This window comes from Streptosporangium sp. NPDC049644, assembly GCF_040675205.1.
Classification (GTDB): domain Bacteria; phylum Actinomycetota; class Actinomycetes; order Streptosporangiales; family Streptosporangiaceae; genus Streptosporangium; species Streptosporangium fukuiense.
On record NZ_JBFAOJ010000025.1, the window covers coordinates 10,495 to 25,773 of the forward strand.

A 15,279-nucleotide genomic window follows, 5' to 3' on the forward strand; every position below is an offset into this window, starting at 1 on the left:
TGTCGTCTACCCTTCGCTCTTGAGTCGGGCGGCCCTGGCCGGCGTGGGCCGCCAGCCGTCGCCGTCCACGATCACGCCATAGGACTGCTCCGCGGCCTCGGCGCTGACGTAGCCGTTGAGCACGTCGGCCACCACCGCGGCCGGGTCGCGGTCGAGAGGGTCGCCGTAGCCGCCGCCTCCGGCGGTCCGGTTCACGAACCGGTCGCCGGCCTTCATGGCGGCCCGGTACATGCCGACCCGCTTGGCCCGGTCGGTGTCCGGCCACAGCACCATCTCGCTGGGCTCGGGCTCCTGGCCGCCGTCCAGCGCCCAGGGCCGGGTCTTGCTCTTCTTCTTCATCGACAGCACCTCGCCGTCGGCGAGGTAGCGGACCTGCCTGAGCACGCCGACGCCGCCGCGGAACCGGCCGGCGCCGCCGGAGTCGGGAATCAGCTCCAGCCGCTCGTGGAACACGGTGGACTTGTGCTCCAGCACCTCGACGGGGGTGTTTCTGACGACGCTCTGGGAGGGGTGCTGCTGGGCGTTCGCGCCGTCGCGGTCCTTGCGCGCGCCCCAGCCGATGCCCTCGTTGTTGCTGATCACGAAGTCCGCGCCGGTGCGCGGGTCGTGGCCGAGCGCCATGAAGCCCGGCTCGTCGCCACCGGAGGAGGCCGGGATCGAGTCCATCACCTGGGCCAGCGCCTTGTGGATCAGTTCGAACGCGACGATGGCGCTCCACTGGGTGAAGGTCGCGGCCGGGTAGACGGCGTGGAAGAAGTTGCCGGGATCGGCCTTGATCTCCAATGCCCGGTAGTGCCCGGCGTTGGAGGGCTCCCTGGGCGTGGTCAGCTCCTTGAAGATGGCCTTGCCCAGGCTCTCGGTGGAGCCGATCGGCAGGTTGACCGGGCCGGCCACCGCGCCGTCGGAGCCGTTGAAGTCGACCTCCATCCGGTCGCCGTCGATGGTGACCTTGACCTCCATCCGGATCAGGTCCTCGGTGATGCCGTCGTCGTCGCAGTAGTCGAAGGCCGTCCAGGTGCCGTTGGGCAGCGCGGCCAGGGCCTTGCGGGCGACCCGCTCACCGTGCTCGATGACCTGCCTGACGGCCTGGTCGACGGTCTCGCCGCCGAACTTCTCCCAGACCTGCGCCAGCCGGTTCTCGCCGGTGCGCAGGGCGGCGAGCTGGGCGTGGAAGTCGCCGATGGTCAGGTCGGGCAGCCGGGAGTTGAACCGGATGAGCTCGACGATGTCGCGGACCACCTCGCCGCGGCTCACGATCTTGGTGCCAGGGAAGATGAGGCCTTCCTGGTGCATGTCGGTGGAGTCCAGGACGTAGCCCGGGGACTTGGCGCCAAGGTCCATCCAGTGCGCGCGCACCGCGAGGTAGGCCGCGGGGCCCTCGTGCCCGTCGCGGAAGACCGGCGCGAAGAGCATCGCGTCGTAGGAGTGCGCGCCGCTCCAGTACGGGTAGTTCAGCAGGTAGACGTCGCCGGGCGCGAAGTTCTCCCGGCCGACGTACTCCACGCCCTTGACGATGGCGTGGTCGTTGGCCCCGAGGAACGAGGTGATCCCGGCGGCCTCGGCGGTCAGGTCCAGGTCGGCGTTGTAGATCGAGATGCCGAAGTCGAGCACCTCGTAGATCACCGGGTTGAAGGCCGCCCGCACCAGGGTGCGGCGCATCTGCTCGCCCACCGAGACCAGGTAGTTGCGGATCACCTCGACGGTCGCGCCGTCCAGGCGCTCAGGGCTGTTCACAGGGTTCCTCCGGTACCGGTCACCAGCAGCTGTCCATAGGTGTCGACGGTGAGCCGCTGATCACCGAAGATCACCGTCGTCGAGGTGCCCTCCTCGACGATCGCCGGGCCGCTCACCTCGTGGCCGGGCGCCAGGGTGGTCCGGTCGTAGACCGGGAACACGGCGGTCTCGCCGGTGGCGACGTCGAAGGCGGGCCGCTCGCCGACCGCCTCGGGGCCGCCGGGCCCGGCGGGCGCCAGCTCGCGCAGCGCCGGCTTGGCCAGCCGTCCCACCGCCCGCACCCGCAGGGTGAGGATCTGCCCGGTGTCGGCCATCGCGTGGCCGTAGCGCGCCTCGTGCTGGGCGTTGAACCGGGCCAGCACGCTCGCGGCGGTGTCGCCGGGCTGCAGGTCGATGCCGAGGCTGTGCTCCTGGCCGTGGTAGCGGATGTCCAGCCTGCGGATCAGGGTGCGGTCCTCCGGCTTGATGCCCTGCGCGGACAGCACCTCGTCGCCCTGTGCCTCCAGGTCGGCGAACTCGCTCTCCAGGGCGGCCAGGCTGTCGTCGCTGAGGGAGCGCAGCACGGTGGCGGCGAACTCGTACTCCAGGTCGGACATCAGCATGCCGAAGGCGGAGAACGCGGCGGGCACCTGCGGGACGATCGTGGTGGCGATGCCCATCTCCCTGGCGAGCATCGGGCCGAGCAGCGGTCCGGCGCCGCCGATGGCCAGCAGCGCGAACTCGCGCGGGTCCAGCGCCCGCTCCACGGTGATCTCGCGCAGCGCGCCGACCATCCGGGCCAGCAGCACCCGGAAGACGCTCGCGGCGGCCTGGTCCACGCTCACCCCGAGGGGAACGGCCAGCTTGGCCTCGATCGCGGCGCGGGCCGCGTCCGCGTCGATGGTCATGTCGCCGCCGAGGAACGCGGCGGGGTCCAGGTAGCCGAGCACCAGCGCGGCGTCGGTGACGGTCGGCTCGGTGCCGCCCGCGCCGTAGGCCACCGGCCCCGGCACGGCGCCGGCGCTGTGCGGGCCGACCTTGAGCAGCCCCTCGTCGATCCAGGCGATCGAACCGCCGCCCGCGCCCACGGTACGGATGTCGAAGATCGGGATGAGCAGCGGGAAGCCGTCGATGCCCGCCTCGTGCACCTCGCCCGGCTCGCCGTCCTCGATGACGCAGCAGTCCACGCTGGTGCCGCCGACGTCGAAGGAGATCAGTTTGGGCAGCCGCTGCTCGCGGGCCAGGAAGGAGGCGCCCACCACTCCCCCGGCGGGGCCGGACAGCACGGTCATCAGCGGGGCGCGGCGGGCCAGTTCCGCGGTCATCGCACCGCCGCCCGAGCGCATGATGTGCAGCGGGTGGGTGAGCCCCGCCTCGGTCAGCCTGGCCTCCAGGGTGCCGATGTAGTCGCTCAGCACCGGCCGGATGTAGGCGTCCAGGGTGACGGTGCTGGTCCGCTCGTACTCGCGGTACTCGCGGGTGATGTCGGTGGAGACCGAGATCGACACGTCCGGGTAGAGCTCGCGCAGGATGCGCGCGGCCCGCCGCTCGTGCTCGGGGTTGGCGTAGGAGTGCAGGAAGCAGATGGCCAGTGAGGCCAGCCCCTGCTCCTCGACCAGGATCCGGCCGGCCTCGCGCACGGCGTCCTCGTCCAGGTCCTGCACCACGTCGCCCTGCGCGTCGATCCGGCAGGGTACGCCGATCCGCCGGCGGCGCGGCACCAGTGGCGGCGGCGGGGCGTAGGAGAAGTCGTACATGTGCTGGCCGGGGACGTTGGCGCGGGCGATCTCCAGCAGGTCCCTGAAGCCCTCGTTGGTGATGATGCCGAGGTCCGCGCCGCGGCGCTGCAGGATCGCGTTCAGGCCGAGCGTGGTGCCGTGGACGAACGCCTCCACCCCGTCCAGCCGGGTGGCGAGACCGCCCACCGCGTCCAGGACGCCCTGCTCGGGGGCACCGGGGGTGGTCGAGGCCTTGTGCAGCCGGATCTGCCCGGTCTCCTCGTCGTAGGCGATCGCGTCGACGAACGTGCCGCCGATGTCCACGGCGAAGCGGGTACGGCCGGCCGGGGTGTCGGGGGAATTCACAGGGCACCTCCAGGGACCTGCTGCGGGGCGGGGACGACCGGCAGATCGTCACGGACGATCCGGCCGGCCTGCATGACGAAGGGGATCCGGCGCAGCGCGGAGACGTCGCTCAGCGGATCGCGCTCGGTGACGACCAGGTCGGCGAGGTAGCCCTCCTCGACGGCACCGGCCTGGCCGGCCAGCCCGACCAGGCGCGCGGCCTCGGAGGTGCCGGCCCGTACCGCCTGGAGGGGGCTGAGGCCCGCGTCGGTGAGGAACTCCATCTCGCGGACCGCCACGACGGTGTCCTCGATGGGCTCGCCCGGCGGGTAGTCGGTGCCGGCGAGCATGGTGATGCCCGGCGCGCCGGGGTCGTCCGGGTCGGCGATGCCGGCCGCGACCGCCCGCCGGATGCTGGCCAGGTGGCCGGGGCCGACCTCCACCGCCCGCTCGATCTGCCAGGGCGTGAAGCTGTGCTCGGCCATCCAGTCGGGGCAGCGGGTGACGCACAGGGTCGGGGTGAGGAACACCCGCCGGTCCGCCATCAGCTTGGCCGTGTCGTCGTCCAGGTCGTAGGCGTGCTCGTAGCCGCGGACTCCGGCGGCGAGCGCCTCGCGGATCGCCGAGCCGGCGCCGGCGTGCGCGGTCACGTAACTGCCGTGCTCCTCGGCGGCGCGGACCACGGCCCGCATCTCCTCGGCGGTCATCTGCGCGCCGGTGAACGACTCGCCCTGGTGGGCGATGCCGCCGGTGATGAAGATCTTGAGCAGGTCGGCGCCCGCGTCCAGCTCCTGCCTGGCCGCGCGCAGGAAGCCGTCGTGCCCGTCGGCGTAGGAGCAGTCGGCGCCCTTGCCGTGGCCGCCGGTGGTGGAGATGGCCCGGCCCGCTCCGACGATCCGCGGCGCGGCCACCCAGCCCTGGTCCGCGGCGGTGCGCACCAGCAGGTCGGCGCGGTTCTGCTCGTGCACGCAGCGGATCGTGGTGACCCCCGCGACGAGGGCGTCCTGTGCCCGGGACAGCGCGCGCAGCGCGGACAGCCCGGGGTTCTCCGACTCGTCGGTGGCGGAGAAGGGGTAGAGCACCGACAGGTGGGTGTGCACCGAGATCAGGCCGGGCATCAGGTACCTGCCGCCCAGCTCGACGGTCCGTGCTCCCGGGGGCGGGGCGTCCGCCGTGATCTTCTCGATCCGGCCGGCCGCGACGAGCACGTTGGCGTTCCTGCGGATCCGTCCTGATCGGACGTCCACGACGTGCCCGCCGGTCAACCAGATGGTCTCGGGCTCCGACGTGGGCCGCAGCCGAGGTGATGTCAGCACCGCTTACTCCTTCTGTCCTGGTGGTTTTCCTGCTCTGGGCCGTTGTCTTCCTGACCCCACCGCTCCATCAGCCGGCCGGGACCGAGGTCGGAGACGTCGACCGGCGGCGGCTTCCCCTCGATCAGGCAGCGCAGCGTCTCCCCCCACAGCGGGGCGAAGGTGAAGGCGTAGGTGCCTCCGGCCACGTAGAACCCGGGGGCGCCGGGTACCTCGCCGATCACCGGCATCTCGTCGGGCGTGGCCGCGAGCGGCCCGGCCCACATCCGCAGCAGCCGCAGGTCCCGGATGAACGGCAGCACCCGGACCGCCAGCGCGACGTTGCCCACCAGGCTGTCCAGGCTGGTGTCGCTCCGGCCGGCCAGGTCCATGCTCAGGGCCGGCCAGCCGCCGCCGATCAGCAGGTTGCCCGCGGCGACCTGCTTCACCGACAGTCCCTCGCCGATGTGCTGGACCAGGTGGGACATGGTGGCCGAGGAGCGCACGGTGGCGTGCATCTGGATCGCCACAGGTGTCATCCGCAGCGCGATCCCGGCCAGGGCGGCGATCTCCCCCAGCCAGGGCCCCGCGACGTCGACCACCACGGGGGTGTCCACCACCCGCTCGGCGGCGCCGCGCCCGGCGACCACCCGCCAGCCGTCGCCGTTGCGGGTGATCCGCCGGACCGGCGCGAACGCCACGGTCCGGCCGCCGTGCCTGGCCGCCGAGTCCAGGTAGGCGGGGGTGACCTTCAGCGGGTTGGCGTAGCCGTCCAGGTCACACCAGGTGGCGGCGGCCACCGTCGGTCCGAGCAGGGGCAGCGCGGCCCGCGCGGCGTCTCCGTCGAGGATCTCGGTGTGGATCCCGGCGGCGGCCTCCCAGCCGTGCTTGTCGCGCAGCTCCTGGTACTGCTCCTCGGTCTCGGCGATGGTGAAACCACCGGTGCGGCGGACCTCCACCGAGGTTTCCAGCTCCTCCTCCAGCGTCTCCCACCGGTCGCTCGCGGCGCGCTGCAGCGGCAGGAACCGCGCGCTGTCCAGCGGTACCGCCTGACCGGGGCGCTTGGTGTGCACGGCCTGCATGTGCAGGTTGCCGGCGGTGGTGCCCGAGCCCTCCCTGCCGGGGGCGCCGCGTTCGAGTACGAGCACCCGATGGCCGCTGCGGGCCAGGTGGCTGGCCACCGAGGCGCCGAGCACCCCGGCTCCCACGATCACCGCGTCCGCGGTCCGCGTGCTCATGCGTCGCCTTTCTGCGATTCCGGTCCGGCCAGCTCCAGCAGCGTGGCGAGAGGGACGGGGCGCACCGGCAGCCGGGAGGGGAAGACCTCCACCCGGGACTCGCCGTCGCCCGCGCCCCGGCGGGGCATGACGGACCGGACCAGTCCGGCGACCGCGAATCCGCACTCCCGGCCCTGGCAGGGGCCCATTCCCGCGCGGGTCCAGGCTTTGGTGGCGTTGAGGTCGCCGTCGGCGCTTCCCGCGGCGGTGGCGCGGATCTCCTCCGCGCGGACCGCCTCGCACCGGCAGACCATGGTGTCGGCGGGCAGTGCGGGCGCCAGCGTGGCGAGCAGCGCCGCCGGGCCGGGGTAGAGGGAGTCGGTCAGCGCGGTGAAACGTTCCAGGCGGCGCCTGGCCGACGCCACCCGCCGGGCCTCGGACACCGGTACGGCCACGTGGGCCTCACGGGCCAGGATGTCGTGCGCGGCGGCGAGCCCTCTGGCCTTCGCCGCGTGCACCCCGCCGATCCCCGCCGCCTCGCCCACCACGTACACATCGGCCCGGGAGGCGCGTCCCGCCGCGTCCGTCACCGGCACCGCGTCCCCGCTCGCCACGTCGATCCGCACCTCGCAGCCCAGCATGCGGGCCAGGTCGGTCTGGGGACGGAAGCCGTACCCGACGCAGAGCGCGTCCACCTCGACGGTGCGGACCGGACGCGTGGGCCTGGCCGCGGCGGCGAGGGTCACCGAGGAGACCCGGTCGCGGCCGTCGGCGCGGAGCACGACGGTCTCCTGCCAGATCGGCACCCGGGCGCGGGCCAGCCGCACGGCGTAGGAGGCCAGCTCGCGCAGTCGCGCGGGGTGGCCGAGCGTGCCCAGCGCCCGCAGGCTCGGCCGGTACGGCCTGCCCGCCTCGGCGATGCCCGCCACGCTCACGCCGAGTTCGATCAGCGAGCAGGCGACCGGCAGCAGGAACGGCCCCGAACCGGCCAGGATCACCCGGTCCCCGATGGTGGTGTGGTCGCTCGCGGCCAGGTGCTGGGCGAAGCCCGGGGTGGTCACTCCGGGAAGCTGCCAGCCGGGGAAGGGGAACACCCGCTCGAAGGCGCCGGTCGCCAGCACGAGATGGCGGGCGCGCAACCGCACCGGATGCTCGGCGTCGTCGGAGGCGAGCAGCGTGCGCCCGTCGTCGTCCACGCCCCAGACCAGATGGCCGGTACGGCACTCGACGCCGGCCGCGCGCACCTGGGCGATCAGCCGGCCGCCCTCGGGCCGGTGGTCGCCCCAGTGCCTCGCCACCGCGGGCGCGGGCCGCCGGTAGTACTGCCCGCCCAGTTCCGGCTGCTCGTCGAGGATCGTCACGGCCAGGCCGGCGGAGGCGAGCCGGGCCGCGGCGCTGAGCCCCGCGGGGCCGCCGCCGACGATCACGACATCCCGTTCGACGACCTCGCCGTACGTGGCCGCGCTGCGCTCAGCGGTCATGCGGAGCCTCTCCCTCTGCGGCCGTCTCGACCCGCATGCCGGCATAGATCCTGGTGATGCAGGCGCGGACCCCCGGACGGCCGTCCACGGTCACCTCGCACTCGAAACACACGCCCATCCCGCAGAACGGGCCGCGCGGGTCGCCGCCCACCGGATTGCGCCGCAGGCTCCACCGCCGCTCGCCGACGAGGGCCGCGGCGAGGCTGATGCCGTCGACGGCCCGCACCGGGTCGCCGTCGACGACGATCTCCGTTTGCGGGGCCCGGCTCGGCCCGGCATGCCGGCCGGTGCGGCCCTGCGCCGTCGTCATCGCCCGGCCCGCCCCGAGACGGTGTCCGCGTTGTCCCCGGAAAGGGCTTCGACCAGGCCGGACTCCTTCAGCACGGCGCCGATCGCGTCGAGCCTCTCCGGGTCCGTGATCGGCAGGAGCGGCGGGCGGACGTGCCCGCCCGGCTGGCCGAGCATCGCCATGGCGGCCTTGAGCTGGGCGATGGGCGCGCCGTACACGCCGCTGTAGTCGGGGTTGATCAGCCGGGAGGAGAGCCCCGCGTACCGGTCGACCCAGCCGCGCGCCGCCTCGCGGTCCCCCGCCGCGACCGCCTCGTAGTAGGGGACGGCGAACGGGGCGCCCATGCCGCCGCCGTCGATGTTCCCGTCCCCGCCCAGTTCCAGCAGCACGGCGAGGCCCCGCCGGTGCAGGAAGCTGCCGAACACCCGAACCCGGTCGCCGACCTCCTCCACGGTGCCGAGCATCCGCAGCCAGTCACCGGTGCTGTCCTTGATGGCCACCACGTTGTCCAGGTCGGCCAGTCCGGACATCAGCCCGGGGTGGGCGGAGATGTCGACGGCCACCCCGCGTGGCCAGTTGTAGACCATGAACGGCAGCTCCGTCGCGGAGCTGACCTGCCGGTAGAAGGCGAGGATGTCCTCGGGCCCCGGGTGCACGTACGGCGGGGGCGTGGCGAGCACGCCGTCCGCGCCCACCTCGGCTGCGTGCCGCGCGAACCCGATCGCCTCCGCGGCGGTGTAGGCCGTGACGCCGACGATCACCGGGACCCTGCCGGAGAGCTCGGACACCGCGATCTCGGCGACCCGGCGGCGTTCGGCCGCGCTCTGGCTGAACCACTCGCCGGTGCTCCCGTTGACCAGGACCCCGTGCACGCCCTGGGCGGCATAGAGCCGGAGCAGCGCACGCCACGCGTCCTCGTCCAGCTCGCCTTCGCTGGTGAAAGGGGTGGGCGCGGCCGGCCAGTAGCCGTGCCAGGTGACGTCGTCGCGGTCCATGGAACCCCCGGAGATCAATGTTGTAGTCATTTTTTGGGATCGCTTGCATTAGGTTGCAGTACTCGGGAGATTCAGGTCAAGGCTGAAATATGTTTTTAACCTGGGTAAATTTCCCGACACCTCACCAAGAGTTCATGATCTTGTGGCAAAATTTTCCCCCGGATGGGATCGATCCCAGAAAGAAGGACGATGGCGATCACGCTGAAGGACGTCGCCGCCGCGGCCGGGGTGTCACGCAGCACGGCTTCCCGCGCGCTGAGCGGCTCACCGCTGATCGCCCCGGAGACCCGGGTGGCGGTGAAGGAGGTCGCGGACCGGATGGGCTACCGCCCCAACCGCGCGGCCAGCGCACTGCGTTCCAAGCAGTCTCATGTCGTGGGACTGGTGCTGAACAACCTCATCAACGCGTCCTTCCACACCATCGCCGAGGTCGTGCAGCGTCGCGCCGCGGCCGAGGGCTACCAGGTGATGCTCTGCATCACCGACGCGGACCCGCGGCGGGAGGAGTCCTTCCTCCGGACCCTCGCCGCGCACGGGGTGGACGGGCTGATCATGATAGGCACGGGCAGGAACACGGCCATGGCCAACGCGCTGCTCGCCGAGGGCATCGGGGTCGTCAACGTCATCCGCGCCGCCGCCGAAAGCGCCGCGCCGTCGGTGCTCGCCTCCGACCGTGAGGGCGCCCACGCGGCCACCTCACACCTGCTCGACCTGGGTCACGAGCGGATCGGCTTCATCGGCGGCCTGCTGAGCGCCAACTCCGGCCTGGAGCGGTTCGCCGGCTACGAGCAGGCACTGAGGGAACGCGGCCATCAGGTCGACGAGTCACTCGTCGAACGCGGGCCGTTCGACTCCGCCTTCGGCGCCGAGGCGACAGAGCGGCTGCTGCGCCGCAACCCGGAGATGACGGCGCTGTTCGCCGCGAACCACGAGGCCGTGTTCGGCATGCTGCCCACCCTCGTCGGTGCCGGCATCGTCATTCCCGAGCAGCTCTCGCTGATCTGCTACGAGGACATCCCCTGGCTGCGCTGGTGGCAGCCGCCCATCACCGTCGTCGACAACGGGGCCAGCGAACTCGGAGATCTGGCCATGAACCTGCTGCTCCAGCAGATCGAACGGGCCGACCGGTCGACGGCTCCGGTACGGACCGGGCGGGCAGGCCGGGCCTACCGGGTGGGCGCCCAACTCGTCCTGCGCTCGTCCTGCGCGAAGCCGTCCGCCGGGTAGGCGCCGGCGGCCGCCGCGGACCGGTCCGCGCGAGGGTTTCCCCGGACGCGGCGAGCGCGGCCTCCGCCGGCTTACCCGGAGGACGGTCAGAACCCGATGAGGGACGGCATCCGGGTGGCGGGGACCACCGGTCAGGCAAGGACCCGTCGCCGGTGTCGCAGCCGGCGTCGAGCTCAGTCGGCGCGCTGCGAGGCCGCGGCCTCCGGGCGCAGGTCGGCGAGGCCCAGCCGGTGGGCCGGCTCCTCCGGCAGCACGACCCGGCGGGTGGGGCTGAGGTCCGGTCCGATGTGGAACAGCTCTCCGGGCTCCATCAGGTGCCAGTGGGGATGGTCGTCCATACGTTCGCTGGCGACCACGGAGGCGGAGACGCCCGCCAGGTCGCGGGAGCGGACACGCATCCGGTCGTTGCTGCCGCTGTGGTCGAGGTGCCGGACGCCGTGCTGCCCGCCGGCGGCACGCCGGAGCACGTAAAGCTCGTGGGTGTCGGGATAGCGCAGCGCCCACAGGTCCCGCGGTGTGGTGAGGACCAGGTTGAGGGCGTAGACGGGCAGGTTCCTGGCGACCCAGCGCGCGGCGCTCTCGATGCCGGCGGCGACGTCGCCGCCGTGCGCCCTGGTCTCACGGGTGATCAGCGCGAAGAAGCGCTCCGAGTCGGTGTCCCCCCGGACCAGTTCCCGGTCCCTCCCCAGTTCCGCGTCGAGGTCGTCCAGGCCCTCGATCACCCCGTTGTGCGCGAAGAGCCGCCCGTCCTGCAGGAAGGGGTGCGTGTTGCGCACCTCCAGGTCGCCGGTGGAGGCGAAGCGGATGTGCGCCAGAAAGGTGCCGGACTCCACCTCCTTGGCCTCCTCGGCGAAGCACCGGTCCTCGTAGGCGGCGATGGGGGCCTTGTGCATGTGCGGGGTGCCGTCGGCGTCGAAGTAGCCCAGCCCGGTCCCGTCGGGGTCGCGGTGGCTCTGGCGACTCAGGCTGTCCGGGGCGTCCAGCAGCCAGAAGGTGGCACGCGTACGTTCAGGGGTGCTGCTCAGGCCGAACAGACGGCACATCCCAAGGTCCTCCTTCTCCGTCGTCTCCGCTCCGGCCCGTACCCGGCCCGGCGCCGTCAGCCGTGGTGCCGGGACCGCACGGCCCCGGCGCCGTGCGCGAAACCACCGGCCTCCTCGGCGGTGTGACGCGGCCGGTCCTGGTCGGAAAGGCGGGGCAGGACCCGGCGCAGGTCCTGCAGCAACAGGTCGGCCAGGTCGTTGCTGAAACCGTTACGGACGACGACGCGCAGCACCGCCAGGTCCGTGCGGTTCTTCGGAAAGGTGTAGGCGGGCACCAGCCAGCCGCGCTCGCGCAGCGCGGCGGAGACGTCGAAGACCGTGAAGTTGTCGATTCCCTCCCGTACCCGGAAGGCGAACACCGGAGCCTGGCCGCCGTCGGTGACCAGCTCGAACCGGTCCAGCCTGGCGATCTCCCCGGACAGCCGGGTCGCCACGTCCCGGCAGGTCTGCTGGACCCGGCGGTAGCCGTCGAAACCCAGCCTCAGGAAGTTGTAGTACTGCGCGACCACCTGGGCGCCGGGGCGGGAGAAGTTCAGCGCGAAGGTCGGCATGTCCCCTCCGAGGTAGTTGACGTGAAAGACCAGGTCGTCGGGGAGCGCCTCGGAGTCACGCCACAGCACCCAGCCCACCCCCGGCATCACCAGCCCGAACTTGTGCCCGGAGGTGTTGATCGACGCCACCCTCGGCACCCGGAAATCCCAGTGCAGGTCGGGGTCGAGGAAGGGCGCGATCATCGCGCCGGAGGCGCCGTCCACGTGGATCGGCACGTCGAGCCCGGTACGGGCCCGCAGGTCGTCCAGGGCCGCGGCGATGTCGGCGATGGGCTCGTAGCTGCCGTCGTAGGTGGAGCCCAGGATGGCCACCACCCCGATGGTGTTCTCGTCGCACAGCTCGACGGCGGTCTCCGGGCTCAGGTGGTACCGGTCGCCCTCCATCGGCACGTACCGGGGTTCGACGTCGAAGTAGTCGGCGAACTTCTCCCAGCAGATCTGCACGTTGACGCCCATCACCAGGTTGGGCCTCCCGGCCGGGCGCCCCTCCGCCTGGCGCCGGTGCCGCCAGCGCCGCTTGAGCGCCAGGCCGCCCAGCATCGCCGCCTCGCTCGACCCGGCCGTCGAACAGCCCACCGCGCGGTGGGGGTCCTCGGCGTGCCAGAGCCGGGCGAGCATGTCCACGCACCGGATCTCCAGCTCCGCGGTCTGCGGATACTCATCCTTGTCGATCATGTTCTTCTCGGCGCACTCGGCCATCAGCCGCCGCGCCTGCGGCTCCGCCCAGGTGGTGACGAACGTCGCCAGGTTCAGCCGCGCGTTGCCGTCCAGCATCAGCTCGTCGTGCACCAGCTGGTAGGCCGTCTCCGGCTCCATCTCCCCGTCGGGCATGGCGTAGCGCGGGACCCGGAGCGGCTCCCGGCTGAAGATCGGGTTGACCTCCAGATCGCGGCTTCCCCGCCCGGTGTGACCGGGCCGCCTCAGCGGCATCGCCCCACCCCTCCCCCACCGACCACTGCCCTCACCTGGGCTTTCCCCCTAGGCTGGGTACCCGTGCAGCCGCCGTACGACACCAGCCGCCGGTGATCCGCCCGACTCGATCACCGGTACGGCTGCCACCTGACCGTCTGGTCGCGGGCCTTGAAACTGCGCATGCGGTGTTCCCACTGCGACCGGATACCCGGGTTGCTGCGCAGCACGGGCAGGACGCTGGTGACCAGCTTCAGCTCGCGGAGGCGGCGCAGCACCGGGAAACCGCGCCAGCGGGTGACGTCGAAGCCGTAGCCCTCGGCGAGCGACGTGTGCTCGTCGGCCGGGTAGTCCATCCGCAGGCGGCCGACCGCCACCGGGGCGAGGTCCCACTCGCGCGGGCCTGTCCCGGTGCTGTCGAAGTCGCACAGCACCGGCCCCCTGGGCCCGGCGATGACGTTGCCCATGAACACGTCACCGTGGATGACCCCGGCGGGGAGCGCGTAGTCGAGCGCGGCGAGCCGCTCCTCGACCTCGTCGCACTCGTCCAGCAGGAAGGCGTGGTCGCCCGCGGACAGGTCCTCCGGTTCGGCGAGCCGCTGACGGACCTCGGCCATCGGGGCCCACTCCGGCAGGTCCACCGGCGGGTCCGGCAACCTGTGCAGGCGTCTGAGCAGGGTGGCCAGCTCGCCGCCGCCGGGGCGCGGGCCCACCTCGGGGACGTGCTTCCACAGCGTGACCAGGTGGCCCTCCACCTGGAGCGGCTGCTCGCAGCCCGGCAGGAGCCGTACCGCGGGGAAGTCGTGGTCGGCCAGCCAGCGGGCGACCCGCACCACGGTCGGCACCCGCGAGCGGGCGGCCGAGGATCCGGCGATGCGCACCACGACGGGCGCCCGGCGCAGGCGGAAGACCGCGTTGTTGGTGAACTTGATCAGCTCGGCGTCACCGGACGCGAGCCCGGCCCGGTCACAGACGGATGCCAGCAGCGAGTGGAGCCGATCGCGGGTGAGACCGCCTGCCTGACCGGCGGCGTGCTCTGCGGCGTGGTCGGTGGTCATCGTCATGCCGCACGCACCACCGAGATGCGCCGGGCGAGATCCTGGGCGTCACCGGCGTGCGCCCGCATCATGGCGACCGCCTGCAGCGGCGCGAGACGGTCGGTGATCCGCATTGAGCGGATCTCGGTCGCCAGGGTGACCGCCTCGTTGCCGTTGGCGATCCCGGCGGTCATGTCACCGGCTCTGAGCTGCACCGTCGCCAGAGCGGTCAGCTCGAAGGCCCTGCTCCTGGCCATGCTCGGGTCGCGCTGCCCGAGCGCGTCGGTGAGGAAGCGTTCGGCGATGCCGAGGTGGCTGTCGAGGTGGGTCTCGGCGAGGTCTGCGTGCACCATGCCACTCGTGGCGTCGAGGTCGGCGGCGCCGAAGAAGCTCACCCAGGCCGGGGACTCGCGGTCACGGGCGCGAGCCAGCTCGTCGGCCGCCCGGTTGATCGACTTGAGCGCGAGATCGCTGTCGCCCAGCAGGGCGTAGGCCCACGCCTCGTTGGCGAAGAGCATCGCCACGGTCCGCTCGCAGCTGGCGTCCTGCGCGCAGATCTGTCCGAGCTGGAAGAACCGCAGCGCGTCAAGGATGCGGTCGCAGTGCAGGTGGACACGGCCCATCCGGTACAGGACGTTGGCCGCCAGCGAGGAGTTCCTCGCGTGTTTGGCCTGTTCGAGCGCGCGGGCCAGGTGGCTTCTGGCCGAGCCGTACAGGCCGACGTCGAAGGAGGTCCAGCCCGCGAGGTTGTGCTGGTCGGCCAGTGCCTGGTGCAGGCGGAGGGTGACCGACTCCGGGCACGAGGCCCGTAGCAGCCGCTGCGACCAGGCCAGCTGTGCCACCACCGCGTCGCGGCAGACCCCGCCCCCGTGCCGGTAGTCCAGGGCGCGCAGCGTGCGGGTCACCGTCTCGATCTGCTCGACGTCGGCCATGCCGATGCGGTGCGGGACGGGGGTCTCCGTGGGTGTGACCGGCTCGGTCCACTCCTCCGCGTTCCCGGACGCCGCGCCGATGGTCACCTGCGCGGCGTGCGCGAGCAGGCGGCGCACCTGCTCGTCCTCGTTGGAGTCGTCGCGCTGGTCGGCCGCCGGGACCGGTGTGGTGCAGGAGGCGTCGTAGGCCAAACCCATGTAGCCACGGGGAATGCCCAGGCCGTCGGCGATCCGGCCCAGCACGTCGTACGCCATCACCTGGCGACCCTTGAGGATCTCGGATATCTCCGACTGGGACTGCGCGGTGAGGGCGGCGATGTGACGTTGCGAGACGCCGATCCGCTGCAGTAACCGGTACACGGTGGCCATGTCGCGGGCGGCCAGGGCCTGTCGCATCTGCGGGCGTTCCCAGAGTGCGGGGTCGACTTCCCGCGCGTTCGCGTTGCTGACGTTCATCCGCTCTTCCCACGGCCGAGTTCCCTTGCCGCCAAGGTAACCGGCGATACGACGTCGCCGGAGCCGTATCGGTG

The 15,279-nt window shown here is 72.3% G+C and carries 12 protein-coding genes; 1 reads left to right on the top strand and 11 read right to left on the bottom strand.

Translation table 11 applies throughout. The features are described 5' to 3' along the window. Window positions 1-6 precede the first annotated feature (6 nt). Genes AB0J58_RS16695 through AB0J58_RS16725 form a run of 7 tightly spaced genes read right to left on the bottom strand, consistent with a single transcriptional unit; the run spans window position 7 to window position 9,080 of the window. On the bottom strand, window positions 7-1,734 hold the full coding sequence (locus tag AB0J58_RS16695) for a hydantoinase B/oxoprolinase family protein (protein WP_364216153.1): 1,728 nt from the start codon (window positions 1,732-1,734) through the stop codon (window positions 7-9). Further along, the gene (locus AB0J58_RS16700) at window positions 1,731-3,797 is read right to left on the bottom strand and encodes a hydantoinase/oxoprolinase family protein (RefSeq protein WP_364216156.1); all 2,067 of its coding nucleotides are present in this window, start codon (window positions 3,795-3,797) and stop codon (window positions 1,731-1,733) included. Before AB0J58_RS16700 ends, AB0J58_RS16695 begins: the two co-directional genes overlap by 4 nt. Further along, window positions 3,794-5,092 carry an amidohydrolase family protein gene (locus tag AB0J58_RS16705; protein WP_364216159.1) on the bottom strand — a complete coding sequence of 433 codons (1,299 nt, stop codon included), beginning with the start codon at window positions 5,090-5,092 and terminating at the stop codon, window positions 3,794-3,796. Before AB0J58_RS16705 ends, AB0J58_RS16700 begins: the two co-directional genes overlap by 4 nt. Then, on the bottom strand, window positions 5,086-6,306 hold the full coding sequence (locus AB0J58_RS16710; protein ID WP_364216162.1) for an FAD-binding oxidoreductase: 1,221 nt from the start codon (window positions 6,304-6,306) through the stop codon (window positions 5,086-5,088). Before AB0J58_RS16710 ends, AB0J58_RS16705 begins: the two co-directional genes overlap by 7 nt. Continuing rightward, complete coding sequence (locus AB0J58_RS16715) at window positions 6,303-7,766, bottom strand: NAD(P)/FAD-dependent oxidoreductase (protein WP_364216165.1); 1,464 nt, start codon at window positions 7,764-7,766, stop codon at window positions 6,303-6,305. The genes AB0J58_RS16710 and AB0J58_RS16715 overlap by 4 nt, the downstream gene beginning before the upstream one ends. Continuing rightward, window positions 7,756-8,076: a (2Fe-2S)-binding protein gene (locus AB0J58_RS16720; protein WP_364216167.1), complete on the bottom strand. Its 321-nt coding sequence runs from the start codon at window positions 8,074-8,076 to the stop codon at window positions 7,756-7,758. The genes AB0J58_RS16715 and AB0J58_RS16720 overlap by 11 nt, the downstream gene beginning before the upstream one ends. Then, on the bottom strand, window positions 8,073-9,080 hold the full coding sequence (locus AB0J58_RS16725; RefSeq protein ID WP_364216169.1) for a dihydrodipicolinate synthase family protein: 1,008 nt from the start codon (window positions 9,078-9,080) through the stop codon (window positions 8,073-8,075). The genes AB0J58_RS16720 and AB0J58_RS16725 overlap by 4 nt, the downstream gene beginning before the upstream one ends. 159 nt (window positions 9,081-9,239) lie before the next feature. Here AB0J58_RS16725 and AB0J58_RS16730 point away from each other — a divergent pair, with 159 nt between their 5' ends. Beyond that, on the top strand, window positions 9,240-10,277 hold the full coding sequence (locus tag AB0J58_RS16730) for a LacI family DNA-binding transcriptional regulator (RefSeq protein ID WP_364216171.1): 1,038 nt from the start codon (window positions 9,240-9,242) through the stop codon (window positions 10,275-10,277). A gap of 173 nt (window positions 10,278-10,450) precedes the next feature. On the opposite strand, the gene AB0J58_RS16735 is transcribed toward AB0J58_RS16730, so the two are convergent. The 4 genes from AB0J58_RS16735 to AB0J58_RS16750 all read right to left on the bottom strand — a co-directional run bounded on the left by AB0J58_RS16735 (window position 10,451) and on the right by AB0J58_RS16750 (window position 15,205). Continuing rightward, on the bottom strand, window positions 10,451-11,320 hold the full coding sequence (locus tag AB0J58_RS16735; RefSeq protein ID WP_364216174.1) for a class II glutamine amidotransferase: 870 nt from the start codon (window positions 11,318-11,320) through the stop codon (window positions 10,451-10,453). 56 nt (window positions 11,321-11,376) lie between these two features. Further along, window positions 11,377-12,801, bottom strand: coding sequence for a glutamate decarboxylase (locus AB0J58_RS16740; RefSeq protein WP_364216177.1), 1,425 nt, complete (start codon window positions 12,799-12,801; stop codon window positions 11,377-11,379). A 110-nt stretch (window positions 12,802-12,911) separates the two neighbouring features. Further along, the gene (locus AB0J58_RS16745; RefSeq protein ID WP_364216180.1) at window positions 12,912-13,844 is read right to left on the bottom strand and encodes an aminoglycoside phosphotransferase family protein; all 933 of its coding nucleotides are present in this window, start codon (window positions 13,842-13,844) and stop codon (window positions 12,912-12,914) included. After that, complete coding sequence (locus AB0J58_RS16750; RefSeq protein WP_364216183.1) at window positions 13,841-15,205, bottom strand: helix-turn-helix transcriptional regulator; 1,365 nt, start codon at window positions 15,203-15,205, stop codon at window positions 13,841-13,843. Before AB0J58_RS16750 ends, AB0J58_RS16745 begins: the two co-directional genes overlap by 4 nt. Window positions 15,206-15,279 lie beyond the last annotated feature (74 nt).